The following is a 21441-nucleotide window of genomic DNA, read 5'->3' on the forward strand; positions in this document are numbered from 1 at the left end:
AACGTTATGGGACTCCTTGTGGGCTGGGTAGTGAGCTTGACTCACTACCCAGGTAACCTATGTGGCATGCGCATCGCCACGTGGAATATTAACTCCGTCCGTACCCGCACACAGCGGGCACTGAACCTTATCTCCAAGCACGACATCGACGTTTTGTGCCTGCAAGAAACTAAGGTGAAAGACGATAAGTTTCCACGCGAGGTCTTCGAGGATGCGGGTCTCCATGTCACCTGCCACGGGCTCAACCAGTGGAACGGCGTGGCCATTGTGTCCAAGGAAGAGCCCGAGGACGTCTTTATCGGCTTTCCGGGCCAGCCAGGCTTTGCCAAAGATCCAGAAAAGCCGCAAGACCGTGAGGCCCGAGCACTAGGGGCTCGCATCCGTGGCGTAGAAATCTGGTCACTCTACGTGCCCAACGGCCGCGAGATCACGGATCGCCATTATGACTACAAGCTGGACTTTCTCTATCACTTGGCGCGCTATGCGGAAAATCATGCGCAGTCCAAATTGCTTATGAGCGGTGATTTCAATATTGCCCCGCGCGATGAGGACGTGTGGGATATAGAGGCCTTCCGTGGCAAGACGCATGTCACCGAGCCAGAGCGCGCCGCGTTCCAGATGCTGGAAGAAGCAGGCCTCGAGGAAGTTACTCGCCGGTTCACGGAGGACCAGCGCTATACCTACTTCGATTACAAGGGCATGCGCTTCCAAAAGAACGAAGGCATGCGCATCGACTTCCAGTTGGCTTCAGCCCCGCTTGCCCAGCACGTGACCGGCGCGCAAGTAGACATGGTCGAGCGCGCCGGCGATAAAACCTCCGATCACTGTCCGCTTCTCGCAGATTACAATCTGCCCGATTTCAATTCCGTGCGATAAATGTCTTGGTCTCTTGATCTCAGCTTCTGGCAGCTCGTATTCCTGATCCTTGATTACGGCATCAAGATCATTGCCGTTGGCTTCGTGCCCGAAGGCCGCCGACCTTCCAGTTCAACCGCGTGGCTGCTGGCAATTCTGGTGCTGCCGTTTATCGGCCTGCCGCTGTTTTTGCTCATGGGCTCGCCGTATATCAACCGGCGTCGCCACCGCATCCAGCAAGAAGCCAATGAGAAGATTGAAAACGTCACAGCCCGCACCCCGGATCATCCGCAGGGCCTCCTTTCGGCGGAAGTAGAGTCGGTTATTCGGCTTAACCGCGAGCTGACTGGGTTCCCAGCATTGGTGGGCCATAACCTTGGCCTGCACGCGGATTATGACGAGTCCATTCGCGCCATTGCCGCCGCTATTGACCGCGCCGAGAAGTATGTATCCATCGAGATCTACATCCAGTCCTGGGATGAGACCACAGACGTCTTCTTTGAGTCGCTGCGCAGGGCTACCGCCCGAGGTGTAAAGGTGCGCTTGCTCTTGGATCAGATCGGCAGCTTCAAGTACAAGGGCTACTTCAAGCTGGGCAAGCGGCTAACGGAGATTGGCGTCGACTGGCATCTCATGCTGCCCATCCAGCTGCACAAGGGCCGCTTCCGCCGCCCTGACCTGCGCAATCACCGCAAGCTGGTGATTATCGATGGCAAGGTGGGCTTTATTGGCTCGCTGAATATGATTAAGCGCCAGTACAAGACCAAGGACCGCTACTGGATTGACTACATGGTGGAGCTTTCCGGCCCGATTGTGACCTCCATGTCCGCAATCTTCGCCGTGGATTGGTACCTCGAGGCAGAAGAGAACCTGCCACTGGATGAGCTGCCATATGACGACGCCCAGACTGCCGACGCCAACCACCTCCAGATAATCCCCTCCGGGCCGGGTTACACCACTGAGCCCAACCTGCGCATGTTCAACTCCCTGGTACACCACGCCAAGGACCGGCTGGTACTGTGCTCGCCCTACTTCGTCCCGGATGAATCCCTACTGGAGGCCGTGACCACCGCCTGCTACCGCGGCGTGGACGTGGAACTTTATGTCTCTGCCAAGGCGGACCAATTCATGGTCAACCACGCCCAATCCTCCTACTACCAGGCGCTGCTGGAGGCGGGCGTGCACATCTACCAATTCCCCTATCCCTTTGTTCTGCACTCCAAGTTCATCATCACCGACCCGGATGACCCCGGCCGCGATCCGCTGTGCATGTTCGGCTCCTCCAATATGGACCCGCGCTCGTTCGGCCTAAATTACGAATCCACCATGCTGGTGGCCAAAGGAGACCTCATTGACCAGTTCAACCAGCTCGTATCCAACTACCGGGCCGTATGCCACGAGCTGACCCTTGAGGAATGGAATGAGCGCGGATTTATCCGCCGCTACGTGGATAATGTCATGCGTCTTACCTCCGCGTTGCAATAAAGGGTGCTGTTGCAAAGTTGGGGCAGTAGAAAGACCGGCGTGAAATAATCAGAGCCATGGGCATCTTCTCCGGTCGGCATTTCCCCCGTGACATCATCCTGTGGGCGGTGCGGTGGTACTGCCGCTACGGCGTGAGCTACCGCGACCTCGAAGAAATGATGACCGAGCGGGGTGTGCCAGTCGATCACACCACGATCTACCGCTGGGTGCAGAAATACGCCCCTGAGCTGGATAAGCACACTCGCTGGTACCGGCAGGTACCCGACTGGCAGGCCCAGTCCTGGCGGGTGGATGAGACCTATATCCGGGTCGGCGGCACGTGGTGCTATCTCTACCGGGCTATTACCGCCGGTGGGCAGACCTTAGACTTCTACCTCTCACCAAAACGGAATGTGGCTGCGGCCAAGCGTTTCCTGGCCAAGACGCTGCGATCGAATACGACAGCCGGGTCCCCGCGGGTCATCAACACCGACAAGGCACCAGCTCTGGCCAAGGCAATATCCGAGCTGAAGGCGGAGGGAATCTGCCCTCAGACGGTGGAGCACCGGCAGGTGAAATACCTGAACAACGTTCTCGAGGGAGATCATGGCCGACTTAAAAGAATCCTGGGACCGAAGGGGGCGTTCAAAAACCGAATTTCCGCCTACCGGACGTTGAAAGGGATGGAAGCGATGCATTCATTACGGAAAGGTCAGGGCACGATGTTTGGCTTATGGGCACCCCAATCCGGACGCGGTGATCGTCAACCGGGTCTTCGAGACGGCCTGAGAACGCCGGCACGCAGCGGCCATCAGGAAATGAGAAACTGGGTCGTCTCGGCTCTCCGCCCAACTTTGCAACAGCACCCTGTAGATCTATATCCAGGGGTGATCAACCAACAAAACCGTGCAATACGGGTTACGGTTTAGGCTCCCGCCTCGCCTTGCGGCTCGTTGGGCTGCCGCCCAAATCAATAGATTTGGTTGCCACCAAAGACTCCACTACTTAAGGCACACACGCATTCTCACCGCCACCACGGGGAAAGAAAAACAATTAAAAATAAACCTCTCCTCAATTTCGACAACCTGACGCATCCGCCCACTCCCCTCTACGCCCACCGAGGACGTGTCCGGGACACTCCGTAGTGTGGTGGGCATGAACTTTTTCAACCGACTCCACGAGACTCTCACCCACCTAGAAAACGCTCTAGACAACGCTGCCCACCTGCAGGCGGGCAGGCCTGTCTTTGCCGTCATTGACACAGAGACCACGGGGTTTAACAAGCGATACGACCGCATCATTGAACTCGCCGTCGCCCGCTTTGATGAATCCTTCCGGCTTGTCGACCAGTGGCACACGGACCTGACCCCTGTTTGGTGGACACCTGATATCCAGCCCAGTCGGGCTGGAAGAAAGGTAATCTACCACCATGTCCAGGTACTCCGAACAGTTCAAACGCGATGCCGTGGCCCTCTACGAAAACAATGAGGACCTCTCACTGAACTCAGCATCAGCAGAGCTCGGTATCAACCGTGCCTCGCTGCATTCTTGGATCAAGAAGTACGGCACCGGCAAACGTGCCCGCACAAAAAGCATGCGCGACAAGGTCCAAGCAGCGAATGATTCCGAACGGATCCGCCAGTTAGAAAAAGAGAACGCAAAGCTGCGCGAAGAACGTGACATCCTGCGCAAGGCCGCGAAATATTTTGCCGAAGAGACTCACTGGTGATCCGCTTCCAGTTTGTCTATGACCACCGAACCGAATTCTCGGTTAAGCGGATGTGCCAGGTGTTAAAGCTCAATCGCTCCTCGTTCTACAAATGGGTGCAAACCCGCGAAGAACGCAGGTTAAAGACGTGTTCGGATGCTCTTATTGGTGCAAGAATCAAGACCATCTTCGATGATGAATACGGGCTTTATGGTGCTAAACGCATCGCTGCAAGCCTTAAAGCCGATACGAGCTTTGGCCCGATAAATCACAAGAAAGTCGCACGAATCATGAAATCCATGGGACTTAAAGGCTTTACCAAACGCCGCCGATGCGTCACTACCAGGCGTAAGCCTGGTCACCGCGTCATGCCAGATCTAGTAGGCCGCAGATTCACAGCTGACAGGCCAAACCACGTCTATGTAGGCGACATTACGTACCTGCCGTGTAAGGGCGGCAAGAACATGTACCTGGCCACGGTCATCGACGTCTACTCGCGCAAACTTGTCGGACATGCACTCGCCGATCACATGCGGGTATCACTGGTTATCGAAGCTTTGTCCCATGCCAGGAAAGTCCGCGGAAGCCTTAAAGGGGCAATTTTCCATTCTGATCACGGCAGCGTGTACACCTCACAAGCCTTTAGGAACTATTGCTCGTCGTTGGGTGTGCGCCAGTCTATGGGAGCGGTAGGAACGAGTGCTGATAACGCCCTAGCAGAATCGTTTAACGCCACGCTCAAGCGGGAAATCTTGCGTGACAGGAAAGTCTTTGACAATCCGATCTCCTGCCGCCAAGAAGTCTTCCGGTGGTGCATGCGCTACAACACACGCCGACGGCACTCCTGGTGCAATCTTTCAGCTCCTGACGTCTTTGAAGCCGAGAATTCAGCTACACTGACTAGAGCAGCATAGCTAACCCCCGACGTGTCCACTTTCCGGGGGTCAGGCCCCACGTTGATTAATCCTGACGGCAAGCAGATTAAAAACTCCCACATCCACGGCATCACCAACGCTGATGTCGCCCACGCGCCCACCTTCCCAGAGGTCTACACCGAGTTCGCCGCACGTGTAGATGGGATGGTGCTCATGGCACACAATGCCCCCTTCGATTCGAAGATGATTCTTGCTGAAGCCGAGCGCATCACCCCAGACGGGGAAGACGTGTACTTCCCCTTCGTAGATACCATCGCCCTGGCTAAGCAGATGGTGTCCCTGCGCTCCTACAAACTCTCTGCTTTGCTTGACCATGTTGGGTTGCATAACCCGCAGTCCCACGCGGCTATCGCCGACGCTACCGCCACCGGACAGATGCTCAACAAACTTTTCGGGAAAGAAGCAACCAAGATTGGACGCCAAATCCTCGACCAGGCCGTCACCTTCAACGCCGGCTACACCACTAACTGGGGACTACCTTGCAAGCCCACCGTCACACGCCGCTAACGCGCACCAGTCCGCCGGCCGATAAAAGTCGCCCAGTACGCGTGTCTATCATGCGCGTGCTGGGCGACTTTCGCTTTCAGTGTTTAGGATGCTGCGAGCTTTTGGGCGCGCTGGTAAGACACTCCGAGGACTGTTCCCATATCTCGCACGGTCATTCCAGCGTTTCTCATTGCAACAGCGAGGTCATGAGTGCTTGCCTGTGCCGCAGCGGCCAGTCGTGCCGCTTCTTCGCGTTCTTTTTCGGCGCGAGCTTTCATTTCCGCAAGGCCCGGTGGGAGAACAACATCAACAATAATGTTGAGTTCGTCTGGGTCTAGGCCTGCCTGAAAGGCCAGTGCTTCGCGCATCTCGTCGGCAGCATTAGCTAGCCGCTTAGTTTGGGACACTGCCCCCAGTTCGGCGCATTCGAGCACCCATACTCCGCTGGTTCCGCGTTCTGCGGTTACTGTGTATGTCGTGGTCATTACCTCCACCAGCCTTTCCCTAGTTCTTGGGCGTATTGGTCGAAAAACTTCTTGACTGTCACATCGTCAATCTCACGGTGCCTACCTAAGGTTCGGGTTGTGCTGCCTACCCGATAAGCGTCATGGCGCGATAGGGCGATTTCCTCAAATTCAAGACCGCGCCGCTTGGCTTCCGCTTTCAATTTCTTGATGACGGCGTTTCGCTTCATAACGGTAGTCTACCGACAGGAGACTAAACAAGTCAACCATGGGTAGACAGTTTTCTTGCTCATGTTCCAAAGAAAATTAGGCGTGGGCCGGAAAGGCCAAGCCCTAGCGGGCAAAAGGCCACATTGGCGCAGAAATAGACGCTTGTGCCAAACAGACAATCACGCAAGCGATTGACGAATTAAGCAGATAAGCAAGTGACAACGGCGAGCCCATTAAGCCGCGGTGCGGATGCAACAAAGATAAGGACCCCAGATAAGCACGCTTATCCGGGGCCCTCGACGGCGTTCATCTCGTCTTCGCCAGCGCTACGTTTAGTCGGTCGATCCTTCGCGGGCGAGAAGCTCATCGCGACGCACGCGCATCAATCACAACGAGAAAATTCTTCCTGCGTCACAATCTTGCTTGAAGTTTCATCGACAGTGCTTTCTGAGGAACCTGTAATAATCTCTCCGGGCTTGAGCTCGCGTATTTCCGATAGTTTCGCATCTACTGGATACGGCTGAACATCCTCATGCGAAGTGGAAGCATTCGCAATCAACAGCTCATCAGCTTTTTCTGGTGCTTCAACTGGTGACTCTGCTTGCCAGTTCGAATCCGGATTTGAGATATCAACGTTGAAGTACCCAGACACGGGAACTTTAGCGTTAAAGCTTGCGTATTTATGATTCTCGCCGTTTACGTTCGGACCAGTCAAATCTACGCCGTCTAACTCAACTCCGCATGATTCCACCTCTACAATTACGCCACCGGATTCATTAAGTGAGAATCCAACTTGTCCGGAAATGTCTGTATAAACGGCATTTCCACAGGCTGTAAGAGAGAAAAGTCCTCCTCCCAATAGGAAATAAAGGAACAATTTCTTCATCGCTATCCTCCTAAATGCCCAGGCCAATGCGTAGGATGTACTGTTACTACAACGACGCAATCATTTCTAATCCAGTATTCATTAGAGTAGACATTTCTACATACTGTTCGAAGATTATCTCTAAGCTGTCGATTGCAGTTCGCAAATCCAGATGATGCTCCTCCAGATTCTTTTACATCGAAGTAGCAGATATCATGCCGAGCACATGCACCTCTAAAATCTGCAGAGGTCCCTCCAGGGTAGTAATAAAAATCTGGTGACTTAGTGCAGTAGTCACGCAAATCTCCGGCATTTGGATCGTAGTTATATCGACCAGGCCGTCACCTTCAACGCCGCCCACACCACCGGCTGGGGACTACCTTGCAAGCTCGCCGTCACACGCCGCTAATCCCGTGCTCTGGTTAGGGGGCGCTCCCACAGCTCCACAGAGTGAAGTGTCCCAGGTTTTGTTCCGTCTGAGTAGATGGGAAAATCTGGAATATGCCAAGAAAATTTGACCAGGATGCAAAGGACCGTGTGGTCCGTCTTGTAGAGGACCGTATCTTGGCGGAAAATATGTCGATGCAAGCCGCGTGCAAGGCAGTAGCTCCAAAGTTGGGGGTTTCATGGCACACGGCTCGTCAGTGGACCCAGCAGGCCCGTCGTGCGGGAAGCATCCCAGAACCTGTGCCTGAAGACTTGGCCGCGGAAAACGCGAGGCTACGCCGTGAAAATCAAGAGCTACGCGACACCAATGAGCTACTGAAGGCTGCCTCGGCTTTTTTCGCGTCGGAACTCGACCCAAAACGTCGGAAATGATCCGGTTCATCGATGAGTATCGGGATCGTTTCTCCATCGAGTTCATTTGCGAGACGTTAAACACCCACCGTGTTGGCGGTTTCATCACGTCCCGTGGATACCGCCAATCAAAAGCCCGTGGTATGAGTGCCCGCAGTCTTCGTGACGCTGCTCTAGTCGCGCACATCGCCGAGGTCCATGAAGAAAATTTTAGCGTCTACGGCATCCGTAAGATGTGGCATACTCTGCGCCGTGAAGGAATCGACATTGGCCGTGAGCAGACCGCACGCCTGATGCGTCTTGCTGGAGTCAGAGGCAAAGGTAAAGGTAAGTCTCCTATTACTACCCGCAAGCCGAAGGGACCAGATCTGCGTCCTGATTTAGTTAATCGCAAGTTCAACGCCCCGGCACCGGCCCGATTGTGGGTGGCCGATATTACTTATGTGCGCACTAGAAAAGGATTCGTGTACACCGCTTTTGTTACCGACGTGTTCTCCCGAAGGATCGTCGGGTGGGCACTATCTGATTCAATGCGTACCGAGGCGCTGCCGCTGCAGGCGCTTAATCAGGCGATTGTCAGCGCGAAGGAAACAACGGGGCTGATTCATCATTCAGATCATGGCTCACAGTACGTCAGCATTGTCTACAACGAACGGCTGGCTGAGTATGGAATTGCTGCCTCTACCGGGACAGTAGGAGATTCCTATGACAATGCTTTGGCCGAAAACGTCAACGGTTCCTACAAAAATGAGCTGATTCATCGGCGGTCGTGGGACAGCGTGGTTGACGTGGAGATCGCGACGTTTGAATGGGTTAATTGGTGGAACGAGGTACGGCTTCACCAAAGTCTCGGCTATCGCACGCCAGCTGAGGTTGAGTCAGAGTTTTGGGAAACCAACCCGGCCCAAGAAATAATGGAAATCAAGGCAAATGCCTAGGAACAAAACCCGGGACACTTCATACCGCTGGAATACTCGACTGGCGGGGGCGTTACACTCTCAGCTGTCTTACTTTGAGGTTCTAACACGCAACGCTATGAACAACGCACTTCAAGACTGGAACGATAAGGAAAAAGGCTCCAGAGACTGGTCCCTTGAACACCAATCAGCACAGCTTTTATACGACATGTTCAAAGGGCCAATTGGACAGGCTAGAAAATGGGCTCGGAAAGAATCTCAGCGTCGCCGCAATGGACACGCGCGCAAGAACGCTCCGCTCAGCCATGATGATGTAATAGCTCAACTCACATTAGGTAATTGGTCGAATCTTCTCGGAGAAGCGTTGCCAGACCATCGTCCAAACGCAAAAATACTGTGGAAAGAGTGCTTACACCACGCCTTTCCCCGCGTTGACCTTAAGGACCAATCGAGGGAAAACATTGGGAAGAAAGTCGAAAGACTGACACGTTTACGCAACCGAGTATCACACCAAGAAAACCTCTTGGAAACCAACATCCGAGGACGACTCAACGATCTTCTGACAGTACTTAAAGCCATCGACGCTAGCTACCCTGCCTGGGCTATGACAGATTCTCAAGTGCGACGGGTAGCGCAAGAAGATCCTCGCAAAAGTTGGAGGTAAGGCGTCCCTGGATCCCCACAAGGTCTATCCTTGCAGTTGGGCAAAGATTCTTTCGTTAAAGTCATAGACGTATGGTCCCCACTTTTGTATTGCATTTAGCAATGCTTGGTCATCAAGTCCGACGGACGTATCGACCACGGCCCGCGTATAAAGCTCGACATGTTCTCCGGAGTCGAGGACAAATGCCGTGGGCGCTGGTTCAAAAACATGGAGCTGATTAATAGCCTGAGCCAGTGCCGTACTCAAAGCCGGATGCTGGTTATTGAGCGATGAACCAATGGTAAAGCGCAGTTCGTTTTCTGCCACTTCAATATCCAAGAATTGCCCGCCAATACTTGTTTCTACCACTTGAAAGTTGCCTGCCATACGAGTCTCCGGCATTACTCCGGTAAGACGTGCCATACACATTTCAACTCTCTCAACAGTAACGCTTTCACACTTTTGTGCATCGGGGGACGCAACATCGCTAAAGATATCCAGCACCTCGCCTTGTGGTTGAAGGCGTGCGGGTACAGAAGTTGTATTGCTGGAAGAGATAATTGAATAGGCGAGCGCTTGCGCATACCACTGCTCCACCTCGTCAAGGCTTCGACGCCACCATGCCTGCAGCCGCGCAGCTGTCAGGAATTCTCCGACTAGTAGAGATGCCTTTGCCTGTATTTGCCCCTCGCTGACAACAAAGCGGCATAAACCTGTCGAAGATTGTTGCAAGGCACTGATCAGTGCCAACGCGGTCATTTCATCTGAAACAAGACCAGGAATGAGAAAAGTTGCCTCTGTCGATTCATACTCATGATTGGCTCTGATAAAAGCCTGCAGTCCATCGATGGGGAGGTTTCTCGTGATCTGACCGGTCTCAGTACCGAGATACACGTGGTGGCCAAGATCTGCGAGGGCAACTGCGTATGCATTGATTGTTGTAGGAATGTTCATCTCTAACTCATCCTTGCTCTGAGACAGGGATCGATGACCAAGCTCGGATAGGCCCGTCATGAAGTCCCTGGAAGAACTGATACTTCTCTAGAGGGATACGCGCCGGCGGATCGTAGTCTTTCGCTTCTACCAATTGATCCTCATAAGTATCTGCAACCTGCGCCGGAGTTAAGCGCACTAGATAGCCTTCTGTCCCATAAAAGGAATCGTCATACGGGGACACACCCAGCGGCGCGAGGATGTCTTCGACCTGCTTTTCTCCAAACTGGGACCACATAATCCGCGCGTGCTCGTCGGTAAAAGACTCTTCCGGAAACTCAGTGACCTTTGGCAAGGAATCAAAATCAAAACCGTAGTCTTTAAACGGTTCGGTTTGATCAGAAAGAAACCTCATATATCGATACCACCGGCCATTGGAATTTTTAGCAGTTTCATTTGTCAGACAGCGGTATACATAGCAATCGAGGTAAGTTTCATAAGGTTTCGAAGGAATCGCACGCATTGAAAAACGAAGCATTCCATAGCTTGCTCGGCGGGAAAAAGTTTCATCAGTGTTGTCTACCCATGGTTCATGCTCTATAGAAATGTAGTACGGGACCTGCGGCGTAATTTCTTGCTGGAGTGCAAGGTCGTAGGAAAACTCGGCAATTCCTGGGAGCTTAGTTGATTGTGGGAATGAGCATGGCCCGAATACAGCCGTCCACTCCGAGTTAGTAGGAACAAAAACAAACTGAAGAATATGATTCTGTGGCTTGATTAGTCCTGCTAGTTGGTTTCTGCCAGCCGCTACTTTTTTGACATGAACGTTGCACTCGACCTTGTGATTTTCCCTGTAAAGATAGGGTTTTGCATAAGGGCTATCGAAGCCTGAAGCCCACTTCTCAAATTCCTTGACGACAGTTTCAATTGGAAATCGAAGGAGTTTTACTTCGTACGATATAGGTGCGATGGACTCGGTGAAGAAAAACTTCTTCATTAACCTTCACTCCTTTCATGTTCTCGATCCCACGTGTGCTCTGGATAATCAAAAATTGCTGAAGATCCATAGGCTTGCGCAAGAGGGTAGCCTGCATTAATTAGCGTGGCACGTCCGGTGAGGAAATCTCTATTGAAAGGATCTAGCCCAAAAAGATGCGCGCAGTCAGCCAGATCCTGGGTAGTAAACCGTTTCCGTAAAGGTCCTTTCTTAGCTTTTAGTCTTTCCAACCCAGGGAAGTGAAATTCTTCCGCCTCTGGCCATTGTGTAAATGCTTGAAACCTTGACTCGCCTTCACCGATGCCTACGTCGAAGAATTGCTCGCCTCGATTTTCGGGTACTGGTTCTGAAAGTCCAATAGCGGCATGGATGTCATAGGAGTGGACCGTGAGGTTCTTAGTGCCAGTGCGTGAGCCGAGTGCGTCCTCTAGCTCTCGCTCGTCAGGATGGTCCTGGATAAGCACTTGGGTCATTCCCGGGACGAAAGGAATCGATCCAACAAGTCCAATGAAACTCAGAAACTGTTCGTATTCCATAGGCCTATCGCACAGGAACCATACCCATTCAGGATTCTTGGTTTCCAGGACTGCCGTCCAACGGCGAGGAATCTTCGGATCCCGTACCCCAAGGCGCAGCGCGTTGGGAAGGTCATCGACCGTCGTGTCAATCTCTACATATTGCTGTGACCAGTAACTGTTGGCAGCACCTTCAGGCGTGATGAAAATTCGCGAGCGTGAAGCCGCCTCTACGGCATAGTCGTAGGGAAGTTTTAGGAACAATTGGTCATAGGAATATGGCGCAAACAGATAATCAATATCTCGGCGAAGGTAAAGGGTCATTCTCATACCATTCCAAGTTAAGGGTTGTAGCTATCTACTGCGTTTCGATTGGCCGTGATGACTTTCATGAGGTCGTCGGATTCGTCGATGTCGTCGAGTGTAAGAAGCCAGACGTCTGCATTCGGATTGGCATCCAATAGTTGGCGTGCATGGTGAAACGCTCGTGGTGCAGGAGGTCGATCAAACTCCGTCTTTATTGACCGGCCAGAGCTATCGACAATATTAACGTCAGGGCGTCCGCGACTAAGAGTCTTTAGAACCTTTTTGTCAAGTTTTTCATCGTAGACAAAATCAACATCACGCTGATTTAATCGTGCAGCCGATGCGCCTCGCTTCTGTGCGAATAATGCTTGCATCTGGGCAAACTGGTTTTGCGCGGAGGTTTTCCCAACTGTTCGCTTATGCAGATCCAATGGTTTAGGAGCATTCCGCAAACCAATTTTATTTAGGATATGCGGTTGAGTTACTGGGACTTGAATTACTGAATTTGCAACCTTATCTTGGAGGCTCGAAATTGCCGCAATGACTTGCGTCTCCTTGGTCTTGTACCCAAAGGCCATGATTTCGGAAGCTTTAATATCGCTTAGCGGTGTTGTCCTGTCCCATTTCATGAACACGTTAAGTTCATCTGGGGTTAACGTGTGGATATCGAGCTGATGGACAGTAAATGTCCTGGGATATCCGCCGCAGCGCGAGATAGCAGGCTGAATATGTGCTTTAGTCTTGTTGTGTGTTGGCCTGTGTATGGCGAAGGAATACGTCGGTTGTTGGCGAGATGCTGCTAGTGCGATCCCGCATTTTCCTGGTTTACTCAGACCAGCGATAAGGCGGTCTGCTTTTTGTTGCTTGCGTACGCTTAGGAGTTTTTTGACATCTGGGAGCTTGGCTAAGAGTTTCCGGATAGCCGATGCTGCCTTTAACCCTTTGCCGAACTTAACAATGGCCCCGCCTGGAATGAAGCTTAATGCAGTCCAGAGGCAGCCTGAGATTTCTCCCTTGAAGCAATTGATTACGTCGGTAACGCCTATAAAGTCAAGCAAGATGTTTAGTGCTTCTTTGCCGATGGTTTCTTTAATGGCATCAAGAACGCTTGTCGGTGCGTTGTCACCTGCTCCAGCCATGGAGGCTTCTTGTAGTTCTGCTTCTTCTGCGAGTTGCTTTTGGATTGCTGCGTCGTAGGCTTCTTGAGCTGCTTGGCCTGCACGCTGAGCGTCGTAGCCGGCTTGATTGGCTGATTGGCGTGCGGTTGCAGCAGAACTTGCGGCATCACTTGCTGATTGGTGTGCTTGTAAAGCATAGCTGGTAGCTGCATCGGCATTAGCGCCAGCTTGTCGTGCATCGGCTTCCGCTTGGTTGGCGGCAGCATGAGCTCGCTCTTTCTGGGCTAGAGCAAAGCGTAGGGAGTTTTCTGCGTTGCGCACATGGTCTTGTGCGATTCGGGCAGATTGAGCTGCCTTTCCTGCCCACTGCGAAGCTTGATTGGCGTAGTCTCTTGCTTTTACAGAATCGCCATAGGCGGCGTAGTAGGACTGCTGGGCTTTAGCTGCGCTTTCGGATGCTTTTTGTGCTGCGGAAAAACCCTGTTGAAGTAGAGCGTCGATACTGTCGTTGTAAACTGTGCGCTCGGCATCATCGCCAGACTTTCGAAAAGCTTCAACAGAGACAAATTCGTTGAGCATGGCTCGGTCGCCGAGCACGGCTGCTTCTGCAGAAGCTTTAAGTTCGGGTCCGCCGGTTCTTGCGAGTTCGTAGGCTTGGCGTTGTTGGTCTTCATATCGAGCTTTTTCAAAGCCGCCTTCAACGACAAAATCGGCAAGGTCATCGTAGGTTCCAGAAGAAATGGCTGCGTCAGCTTTTTCCTTAACGGTATTGCCGCCGGCGTCGCGAAGCTGCCAAGCTTGTCGAGTTAGTTCCGGGACTTTCATAGTGTGAACAGTCTCGTTAAGGAACGTGTCTAACTCTGCTGGAGGGTCTTCGATATGCTCGTCGGCAGCTTTGCGGATTTCTGGGTTGGGATCTGCCTGCCACAAGAATTGGGCCTTGGTGACATTGTCTTGGTATTTGAGGGAGTCGAAAGACTTCACGAAGGCCAGAAGATCTTCGTGAGATCCGGTTTGGAGTGCGACTTGAGCGCCGCCCTGGACCATGGAATCGCCTACTTGTAAAGCAGAGACTGTAAGTTGCTGGACTTTTGCAGTGTCGATACTCTCCTCAGGAACTTGCGCTAGAGAGGCAAGTTCTGTCAGATCTGCTTGCAGGCGTTGTTTTTCTTCCTTGTTATCGTGGACTACCTTATCTTGTGCATCTTCGAGTTCACGTGCATATACTGCTTGGTCTTTGAGGTATTGGGCTTCTTGTTCTTGGCGCTGGGTGGCAGCTTCTTGAGAAAGTTTGGCGATGTCATTGGCAAGGTTGATGGCCTCGATGGATTTTATCGCTGATTCTTGGGCTGATTGGGCATTAGCGCCGGCTCTTTGTGCGGCGGCAGAGGCATTGCCGGCTTCTCGTGCTGCGTCTTCTGCGGCTTGGGCGCTTTTGTTTGCGTGGTCGGCGGCTTGTCGAGCTGCTGTACGGGCTTTTTGTACTAGTTCGGTGATCTGGTTGACGATTCCGTCGACTTCGTTAGAGGCTGCGCGTGCTCGAGAGGCTGCTGCGCGTGCTCGTGCGGCACCTGCTCGTGCTTCTGCTGCGGCTTGGTCACCGGCTCCTGCGGCGGCTGCTGCTTCGGATGCAGCGGCTGCTGCCGCATCTGCATTGTTTGCAGCGCTGGCTGCGGCGCCGCTGGCGGTGCGGGCAAAGCCGGCGGCGGCGTCTGCGTGGACAAAAGATTGCGCGGCTTTGTCAGCAGCCCGTGCAGCATCACGAGCTTGTTCGGCTGCTTGGCGCGCTTGAGATGCCATGGAGGCGTCATAGCCTGCCGCAGAAGCACGGGATGCTGCTTCTTGGGCTGCAATCCGTGCCCGAGAAGCAGCAGAGGCTGCACGAGCTAGAGCATCGGCAGTTTGGGCTAAGGCTTGTCGTGCTTCTGCTGCTGCAGCCACTGCGTTATCGGCTACTTGGGCAGACTGGTTAGCAAGCTTTCCTGCCGACGCTGCGGCATTGCCTGCCCTTACTTGTGCTGCATCGGCGGCTAGTGCCTCATCTTTTGCTTTTTGAGTAGCCTGTCGAGATGCCTCTGTTGCCCGTCTGGCTTGGTCAGCGTTTGTTGCAGCGAAGCTTGCGGCACGCTGGGCTTTATCGGACTCTTCGATAGCGGTATCGACCAGTTCGGTAATACTCATCTTCTCTGAGTCTTGGGCCGCATCAACAAACTGCCCATAGCGAAGATACGACTCAATTGCTGTATCTGTATCTGTCATCAGTGCTTCTGAAGCGCCTGCAGCAACTGATGGGAGTGGGGATCGGGAAAGTTCGTAGACTTCGCGTCGTTTATCATCCCAGCGAGCTTTATCTGCACCTGTTGCTGCAAACTCGCTTAGGGCTTCTTCAGTGTCTGTAGATAGTGCCTTTTCGGCTGCTGATTTAAGGACACTTCCTTCTGGCGCTTGGGTCGCTTTCCACGCGGTGGCACGATCATCTTCGGTTTGGGCTGTTTGCCACCCAGTATCGATAAAGTTGCTAAGACTGTCGATATCACCTGCATCAAGTGCCTGTTTGGCTGCGTTTTGAACGTTTTCTTCAGATAGTGAAGAGATTGTCACCACTATTTGGCGAAGGTCTTGAGTGCGGGCCTCATCCATGCCTGATTTCGCATAAGCAGATAATTCTTCTTGCCCGCCTCGAAGTACTTCTTCAGCAGCTGCCTGCGAGGCAGGGAAGTTGGTGCTCACCATTTCAATGGCATAGTTTCGCGCTTGCTGTTCATCAGCAATCTCAGCACCCAGGTCGCGTTGATCTACTTGGGCAAGCGCATGCGCTGACGAAAGGCTAAGCCCTACTGCAGCAGCGGTGATAACGGACATGATTTTTCGAGCGCAATGTGTCACTGTCTTCGCAGGGTGATGATGCTTGTAGCGCATGTGCGGACTTTCTTATCTAAAGGTATGGGTTAATTGGGCGCTATGCGTTACAGCGAAAGCAGCCTGAAAAGGCATACACAGTGGCGGCCCTTTTATTACATGTTTTGTGTTTACTTCCCGGGTAGGGCAAGGCCCTGGTCGATAAACCACACCGATTCACTCGTGCGAGAAGTGGTGGTCGCAACCTTTTGCGTCCCACTTGCTGTGAGAACACGATTTTGATTTAGTGCCGAAGCAAGGCGAGTTCCTGTGGGAGTTTCTGCCACACTTGCAGGACACCACGTTGCACCTTTGGCGTTCGGGTTGCTTTGAACAGCTACCGATCCGTTAGAGTGCATGGTCAAGAAGACGCCTGGATATGCGGCTGCTTCCAAGGACAGGCACTGAGAACCATCGCGGGCTGGGACTACTTTAAAAGACGCGTCGAGGCGATCATTAAAGCCTGAGTTTCTATCTATGCTTGATAGTTCTACTCCGGCCCAAGACAATCGCAGTATTTTTCCGCCGGCATATCGGCCAGCAGAACGCATACTGATCACGTGTGGGTTGGCTGTATCCACGCTAAGGTCGCCAGTGCCAGCACCGGTTGAGGTCGCTACCGGGGTGACCTGCATTTCAACAACGGTAGAACGATTATTGCCAACGTCGATGCTTTGGATTTTTCCTGGTTCCACTACTCGCTGCCAGTACACATCACCATCAGGCAACTTAAAGGCCACTGAAACCGGTACTTTTAAGCGATTGACAACTCCATACGATCCCGTAATGTTCACGGCCACCCAGCCTGTGGGCTTTGTAAGGAAAAAGCACGCTTTAGAATTTTCCAGCTCTGAAGAATCAATACGCACGTACTCCGCCCCAGTAGCACAGTCTTTTTGAACGAGACCACCGTCGCCTGCTGTGGTGTTCACAGGCGTTTCCGCTAGTGCGGGAGAGGTAGCAAGACCAGCAGAAACTATGCAGGTAAGTACTCCGATAGATAAGCGTTGGACAAAAGAATTCACAATAGGCTCCTTGAATCTAGGTACGCAGTTGAACACCGTGGTTACTTCGACAACGGGATATACGTCGTCGAAGAGGAATTAATGGTTGAACGCACAGTTCCGGCAAACTTGCTCCATACCTGTGAACCAATGTGATCGGAGCTAAAAGGACCTTGAACCTTTGAGGTCTGTGTCGGGCCAAAGGATTCGACTACGAGGCGAACCCATGTTTTGTCAGAGCCGGTGTAGGAATTTTCTACGCTGTCGTTGTCGAAGACAACATCGTCATCATCTGCATTGGGGGAAGCTACTTCATCGAATCGGATGTTTAGTGTTCTGCCGCCGCCTTCAGGATGATCACTAGCAGTAACCAGTGAAAACCCTTCATCAGAGATACGCTCTACGGTTACTTTGCTTTTAGCTCCGCCCACACCTGTAAAAGTGCATACGGAGCCCTCGGTAATTTCGTCAGGGCACCCTGAGAGAGGAAAGTACTTATCCATGTTTTGGATAACTTCACGATAAACCCCGGCTGCATGCCACCGCTTGAAGTCGGTGGTGTTAAACAGTGGATAAATCTGACGGTAACTCGAAATATTCTGATTGTCATAAGCCTCCAGGGCCTTGCCAGTAGGTTCAAAATACTGAATAGATCCGCCCTGGAAATCCTGCTTTATGCCTCCGCCTGCAGCGTATTTTTCCGATGTGGGAAACTTCAAAGAGCTACGCTCCCATCCCTGACTTCCCCAAAAATCCCGAATGGGGCCAGAAATACTATGGACCCCGCCAGCTTGTGACCAGTAGATAGATCCGCCTTGAAAATGGTTGTAGCGCCCAGTCTTTTCTGGGGTAAGCAACTCATCAGTGGTTGGGTATCCTAGCTCACCGGTCTCCCAGCCTTGCTGAGCCCATTTATCGCGAATTCCTCCCCACACTTGATGAGCATCAGTCTCTGGCGACCAGTAGATAGACCCGCCCTGGAAATGGTTAAACCGCCCCTTACCATCAGGGGTCTTCAACTCATCAGTAATGGGATATCCCAAGGCCGCGCCTTCCCAGCCAAGATCTCCCCACTTATTGCGAATACGCCCACCCACCTGGTGAGCAATTCCATTATCAACACCGGCATGCCAGTAAATGGAGGCATCCTTAGCAAACACCTGGAACCGACCATTATTTTTAGCTACACGCTCATCAGTTGTAGCGTCACCAAAAGTCTTCCACCCACCAAGCCGGTGATACGCCTCTTCAATACGACCACCAATCCAATGACCGTGAAAAACCTTGGCACTTGAAACACCAGCACCAGCAAAAGTAACACTTGCACATACCGCAATAGTTGCAGTCAGCTTCTTAGCGAATTTCATCCGTAGCCCTTTCACACCACCGCATTTAAAAACAGCTGAACACCAGATAATTGACAGCCTGAGTTAGGGTATCGCTACGGTTGCACACAGTCCATAGATGTGTGTTTTGAAACCTTATCTAAAAACTAAATAATTCGTTAAAACGCCAGATGAGCACATGCGCAGACTCGATTTTCGCGTCTCGCGAAAGGTATTCAAAATAACCTATATGAGGGGTACATATAACTCTAATCTAAACATTTACACTGCACATTCAGGCTGGGCAGTGTACACATTGCATGTCAACGATGCGCTTTGGTGGGTGAAGCGGTGACGGACATTGTTCATGAAGCCCAGGACACGCACCTGTGCGCCTTGTTCATCGAAGCCCACGGGGGCGGTGGAGACTACGAGTACGCGCTAGACGCCGCCACGCTCGCCCGACTCGTGCGCGCAGCACAGAGGGCACTTTCTTAACAACGTCCCGCAGATAATCCAGACAAACTTCTAGGCTTAGCCACCAGCCTCAAAGGAAAGCTGTTGCGGAGACAAGTAACCGCCCCGGCAGGCAGCCCATGAGCTGCCATCCGGGGCGGTGCTGTGCGTTAGAGCCGCTTAGGCGTCGCGCTTTTGCAACAAGAGGACACCGAGGCCCCACAGGATAACGGCCCAGGCAACAAATACCAGGCAAAATCCCCAGTTTTCCTTCCACGGAGCATCAACAGGTTCCATCTCCAGCAGCCAGGACTGGAAAGACTTAAACGGCATGTAGTTCACCAGCTTGCTGCCGACCTTGGGGATGGTGGCTACGAGATTGTCCACGCCGAGGAAAAGGATGAGGCCAATTGCCACGGCACCAGCCGTCGAGCGCAGCAGCAGTCCTAGGCCTTGCGAGAAAAGGACGAGCAGCGCGGCAGCCAGCGGGTACTTCCACAGCTGCTTTTGGCCCATCTCGTCATCCCAAGGGTGAAATTCCGCGGCTACTTCATCGTGGGCAAAAAGCTCGGTAAGCAGGTAGGCGCCCGCCACGGCGATAAAGGTCAGCGCGGCCGCGATAACCGCGTACATGAGCAGCTTAACCAAGGCCACCGACCAGCGGCGCGGGGTAGCCATAAACGTAATGGTCTGCGTACCAAAGCGGTACTCGGTGGTCACGATCATGATGGCCTGGATCATGAGCACGGGCAGGCCGAGGAACAATAGGAAAGACACCGCGCCATCCGAGGTGATAACCCCCATGCCCATCGCTGCCTCTTCAGGATTTTCTGCCGGCTTAGTCAAACGAGCATTGAGGATGGCCCAACCCCAGGCAAAGAAAAGGAAGATGAAGGTGGTCCACCAGAAGGAGCGGGTGGTGTGCAGCTTGGTCCATTCGGACTTCAAGGTATTCAGCATGGCGAATTAAACCTCCTGCCGGGTGGGTCGAGCGAACGGAGTGGCGGCGCCAGCGGTTCCGGGGGTGGGGGCACCGGTGGAGCCGTGGTACTGGACGGCGTCGCCAGTAAGCTCCATGAAGGCATCCTCCAAGGAGGCGCGCTTGAGGCTGAGCTCATTAAGCGGCACCCCGGTGGAGTAGGCCAGCTGGCCCACGAAGTCCGTGGTCTGGTTGGAAATCACCAGGCGGGGGCGGCCTTCCTCGTCGGTGGACTCAGTAAAGGCGATGCCCTCAGAGCGCAGCGCGGAGCTGAAAGCATCGAGATGGTCGGAGCGCACCAGCACAGAGGACTGCGAGTGGTCCTTCACAAAGTCATAGGTGGGCTGGTCCGCCACTAGGCGGCCCTTACCAATGACCACCAGGTGATCGGCGGTCTGAGACATCTCCGAGAGCAGGTGGGAGGAAATCAAAATGGTGCGGCCCTCATCGGCCAGGGCGCGTACGAGCTGGCGGACCCAGCGAATGCCCTCTGGGTCGAGGCCGTTGACCGGCTCATCCAGGATGAGGATGCCGGGGTCACCGAGCAGCGCGCCGGCCAGGCCCAGGCGTTGGCCCATGCCGAGGGAGAAGCCGCCGACCTTCTTACCGGCGACGTCGGAAAGCCCTACCAGCCCCAAGACCTCATCAACGCGGGAAGTAGAAATGCCGTTGGACTGCGCAATCCATTTCAGGTGGTTGGCGGCGCTGCGGTTGCGGTGCACCGCCTTGGCATCGAGCAAGGCGCCTACCTCACGCAGGGGATCTTTCAGCTCGTGGTAGCGCTTGCCGTTGATGCGCGCCCTGCCGGCCGTCGGCGTGTCCAAGCCCAGGATCATGCGCATGGTGGTGGATTTGCCCGCGCCATTGGGACCCAAGAACCCGGTAACCATGCCGGGTTTTACCTGAAAGGTGAGATCGTCAACGGCGCGGACAGACTTATATTGTTTAGTCAGTCCTTCTACTTCGATCATAGCACTAGCGTGCCATAAATCCGGCAACTTTACCTGTTTAATGCCTCCACGCTCTCCCGCAGGGTGGGAAAGGCGTGGCGGAAGGCGGCCAGAAGGGGGAGGCTTTCTACCTCTTCAAAAGGCACCCAGCGCAGCTCATAGGACTCTTCATTAGCTGTAGTAGGAAGCGGGGCGCCGGTGCGCGTGCGTGCTAGGACGGTGGTGTAGGTCCACTCCCCCGGCAGATCCCCCGCCGCGGGATAGGGCCCGGCCGTTACTCGCGCATCGAGCACCTCTACGTCCTGGGGTGCAATCGCGCATTCTTCATGGGTTTCACGCAGCGCGGCCTGGGTGGGCGTCTCCGTAAAGTCGCGGGCGCCACCCGGAATCCCCCAGGTATCGCCGTGATTGGTCCACGCGGCGCGGTGCTGGAGGAGCACCTTGCGCCCGGCGACGAGGAAGAGGCCGGCGGCACCAAATTTTCCCCAGACGCGAATGCCGCCGGGGCCTGCCGCCCAGCCGTCTCCACTGTGAGGGTTATGCATGCTGCCTATCCTAGCCACACACGCGGGTATATGGTGGCGCCCAGCACACTGCGGGCGCTATTCTGAGTGA

General features: G+C 53.5%; 19 protein-coding genes and 1 pseudogene. 8 read left to right on the forward strand and 12 right to left on the reverse strand.

Annotated features, from left to right (window positions below; all coding sequences use genetic code 11):
- Window positions 1–66 precede the first annotated feature (66 nt).
- The 6 genes and pseudogenes from BJ985_RS06930 to BJ985_RS06955 all read left to right on the forward strand — a co-directional run bounded on the left by BJ985_RS06930 (window position 67) and on the right by BJ985_RS06955 (window position 5469).
- Window positions 67–876 (forward strand): exodeoxyribonuclease III, encoded by an 810-nt coding sequence (locus tag BJ985_RS06930; RefSeq protein WP_005325598.1) that lies wholly within the window; start codon window positions 67–69, stop codon window positions 874–876.
- A complete protein-coding gene (gene cls, locus BJ985_RS06935; protein ID WP_005325597.1) occupies window positions 877–2340 on the forward strand; it encodes a cardiolipin synthase in 1464 nt (487 codons plus the stop codon). It begins immediately after the preceding gene.
- A 56-nt stretch (window positions 2341–2396) separates the two neighbouring features.
- Window positions 2397–3108: pseudogene (locus tag BJ985_RS06940) on the forward strand (IS6 family transposase).
- 366 nt (window positions 3109–3474) lie between these two features.
- Complete coding sequence (locus tag BJ985_RS06945; protein WP_179387018.1) at window positions 3475–3807, forward strand: exonuclease domain-containing protein; 333 nt, start codon at window positions 3475–3477, stop codon at window positions 3805–3807.
- Window positions 3749–4941 (forward strand): IS3 family transposase gene (locus tag BJ985_RS06950; RefSeq protein WP_100067808.1). Its coding sequence is split into 2 segments (ribosomal slippage): window positions 3749–4028 and window positions 4028–4941, totalling 1194 coding nucleotides; the frame shifts between segments, so codons are not numbered across the junction. The genes BJ985_RS06945 and BJ985_RS06950 overlap by 59 nt, the downstream gene beginning before the upstream one ends.
- 42 nt (window positions 4942–4983) lie before the next feature.
- Window positions 4984–5469: a 3'-5' exonuclease gene (locus BJ985_RS06955; RefSeq protein ID WP_218840697.1), complete on the forward strand. Its 486-nt coding sequence runs from the start codon at window positions 4984–4986 to the stop codon at window positions 5467–5469.
- Window positions 5470–5552: 83 nt separating this feature from the next.
- Here BJ985_RS06955 and BJ985_RS06960 read toward each other — a convergent pair whose 3' ends face one another.
- The 3 genes from BJ985_RS06960 to BJ985_RS06970 form a co-directional block, all read right to left on the reverse strand.
- The gene (locus tag BJ985_RS06960; RefSeq protein WP_005325318.1) at window positions 5553–5933 is read right to left on the reverse strand and encodes a hypothetical protein; all 381 of its coding nucleotides are present in this window, start codon (window positions 5931–5933) and stop codon (window positions 5553–5555) included.
- Window positions 5933–6142: a hypothetical protein gene (locus BJ985_RS06965; RefSeq protein ID WP_005325312.1), complete on the reverse strand. Its 210-nt coding sequence runs from the start codon at window positions 6140–6142 to the stop codon at window positions 5933–5935. The genes BJ985_RS06960 and BJ985_RS06965 overlap by 1 nt, the downstream gene beginning before the upstream one ends.
- Window positions 6143–6504: 362 nt before the next feature.
- A complete protein-coding gene (locus BJ985_RS06970; RefSeq protein WP_156794342.1) occupies window positions 6505–7008 on the reverse strand; it encodes a hypothetical protein in 504 nt (167 codons plus the stop codon).
- 480 nt (window positions 7009–7488) lie between these two features.
- Here BJ985_RS06970 and BJ985_RS06975 point away from each other — a divergent pair.
- Both BJ985_RS06975 and BJ985_RS06980 read left to right on the forward strand, forming a co-directional pair.
- Window positions 7489–8723 (forward strand): IS3 family transposase gene (locus BJ985_RS06975; RefSeq protein ID WP_179387020.1). Its coding sequence is split into 2 segments (ribosomal slippage): window positions 7489–7777 and window positions 7777–8723, totalling 1236 coding nucleotides; the frame shifts between segments, so codons are not numbered across the junction.
- A 97-nt stretch (window positions 8724–8820) separates the two neighbouring features.
- Window positions 8821–9366 (forward strand): hypothetical protein, encoded by a 546-nt coding sequence (locus BJ985_RS06980; protein ID WP_005325306.1) that lies wholly within the window; start codon window positions 8821–8823, stop codon window positions 9364–9366.
- Window positions 9367–9390: 24 nt separating this feature from the next.
- On the opposite strand, the gene BJ985_RS11735 is transcribed toward BJ985_RS06980, so the two are convergent.
- From BJ985_RS11735 to BJ985_RS07025, 9 genes are all read right to left on the reverse strand, one after another.
- Window positions 9391–10299 (reverse strand): hypothetical protein, encoded by a 909-nt coding sequence (locus BJ985_RS11735; RefSeq protein ID WP_005325305.1) that lies wholly within the window; start codon window positions 10297–10299, stop codon window positions 9391–9393.
- Between the two features lie 7 nt (window positions 10300–10306).
- Window positions 10307–11275, reverse strand: coding sequence for a hypothetical protein (locus tag BJ985_RS11740; protein WP_236587117.1), 969 nt, complete (start codon window positions 11273–11275; stop codon window positions 10307–10309).
- Window positions 11275–12114 carry a hypothetical protein gene (locus BJ985_RS06995; protein ID WP_040425393.1) on the reverse strand — a complete coding sequence of 280 codons (840 nt, stop codon included), beginning with the start codon at window positions 12112–12114 and terminating at the stop codon, window positions 11275–11277. Before BJ985_RS06995 ends, BJ985_RS11740 begins: the two co-directional genes overlap by 1 nt.
- A 17-nt stretch (window positions 12115–12131) precedes the next feature.
- Entirely contained in the window at window positions 12132–16133 is a 4002-nt protein-coding gene (locus tag BJ985_RS07000) for a coiled-coil domain-containing protein (RefSeq protein WP_179387021.1), read from the reverse strand.
- 110 nt (window positions 16134–16243) lie between these two features.
- Window positions 16244–17137 carry an AbfB domain-containing protein gene (locus BJ985_RS11835; RefSeq protein ID WP_179387022.1) on the reverse strand — a complete coding sequence of 298 codons (894 nt, stop codon included), beginning with the start codon at window positions 17135–17137 and terminating at the stop codon, window positions 16244–16246.
- Between the two features lie 41 nt (window positions 17138–17178).
- Entirely contained in the window at window positions 17179–18483 is a 1305-nt protein-coding gene (locus tag BJ985_RS07010; protein WP_179387023.1) for an LGFP repeat-containing protein, read from the reverse strand.
- A 594-nt stretch (window positions 18484–19077) separates the two neighbouring features.
- On the reverse strand, window positions 19078–19857 hold the full coding sequence (locus BJ985_RS07015; RefSeq protein ID WP_150851243.1) for an ABC-2 transporter permease family protein: 780 nt from the start codon (window positions 19855–19857) through the stop codon (window positions 19078–19080).
- Window positions 19858–19863: 6 nt separating this feature from the next.
- On the reverse strand, window positions 19864–20847 hold the full coding sequence (locus BJ985_RS07020) for an ABC transporter ATP-binding protein (RefSeq protein WP_179387024.1): 984 nt from the start codon (window positions 20845–20847) through the stop codon (window positions 19864–19866).
- A gap of 29 nt (window positions 20848–20876) precedes the next feature.
- Window positions 20877–21371, reverse strand: coding sequence for an NUDIX domain-containing protein (locus BJ985_RS07025; protein WP_005329848.1), 495 nt, complete (start codon window positions 21369–21371; stop codon window positions 20877–20879).
- Between the last annotated feature and the right edge of the window lie 70 nt (window positions 21372–21441).

The organism is Corynebacterium tuberculostearicum (genome assembly GCF_013408445.1).
Classification (GTDB): domain Bacteria; phylum Actinomycetota; class Actinomycetes; order Mycobacteriales; family Mycobacteriaceae; genus Corynebacterium; species Corynebacterium tuberculostearicum.

Excerpts from the sequence above, each read along its gene's own strand:
- BJ985_RS06970 (WP_156794342.1), bottom strand. The coding sequence starts at position 7,008 with ATGAAGAAATTGTTCCTTTATTTCCTATTGGGAGGAGGACTTTTCTCT.
- cls (WP_005325597.1), top strand. The coding sequence starts at position 877 with ATGTCTTGGTCTCTTGATCTCAGCTTCTGGCAGCTCGTATTCCTGATC.
- BJ985_RS06965 (WP_005325312.1), bottom strand. The coding sequence starts at position 6,142 with ATGAAGCGAAACGCCGTCATCAAGAAATTGAAAGCGGAAGCCAAGCGG.
- BJ985_RS06930 (WP_005325598.1), top strand. The coding sequence starts at position 67 with ATGCGCATCGCCACGTGGAATATTAACTCCGTCCGTACCCGCACACAG.
- BJ985_RS11740 (WP_236587117.1), bottom strand. The coding sequence starts at position 11,275 with ATGAAGAAGTTTTTCTTCACCGAGTCCATCGCACCTATATCGTACGAA.
- BJ985_RS07020 (WP_179387024.1), bottom strand. The coding sequence starts at position 20,847 with ATGATCGAAGTAGAAGGACTGACTAAACAATATAAGTCTGTCCGCGCC.
- BJ985_RS06945 (WP_179387018.1), top strand. The coding sequence starts at position 3,475 with ATGAACTTTTTCAACCGACTCCACGAGACTCTCACCCACCTAGAAAAC.
- BJ985_RS11735 (WP_005325305.1), bottom strand. The coding sequence starts at position 10,299 with ATGAACATTCCTACAACAATCAATGCATACGCAGTTGCCCTCGCAGAT.
- BJ985_RS06960 (WP_005325318.1), bottom strand. The coding sequence starts at position 5,933 with ATGACCACGACATACACAGTAACCGCAGAACGCGGAACCAGCGGAGTA.
- BJ985_RS06980 (WP_005325306.1), top strand. The coding sequence starts at position 8,821 with ATGAACAACGCACTTCAAGACTGGAACGATAAGGAAAAAGGCTCCAGA.
- BJ985_RS06995 (WP_040425393.1), bottom strand. The coding sequence starts at position 12,114 with ATGACCCTTTACCTTCGCCGAGATATTGATTATCTGTTTGCGCCATAT.
- BJ985_RS07025 (WP_005329848.1), bottom strand. The coding sequence starts at position 21,371 with ATGCATAACCCTCACAGTGGAGACGGCTGGGCGGCAGGCCCCGGCGGC.
- BJ985_RS07015 (WP_150851243.1), bottom strand. The coding sequence starts at position 19,857 with ATGCTGAATACCTTGAAGTCCGAATGGACCAAGCTGCACACCACCCGC.
- BJ985_RS07000 (WP_179387021.1), bottom strand. The coding sequence starts at position 16,133 with ATGCGCTACAAGCATCATCACCCTGCGAAGACAGTGACACATTGCGCT.
- BJ985_RS07010 (WP_179387023.1), bottom strand. The coding sequence starts at position 18,483 with ATGAAATTCGCTAAGAAGCTGACTGCAACTATTGCGGTATGTGCAAGT.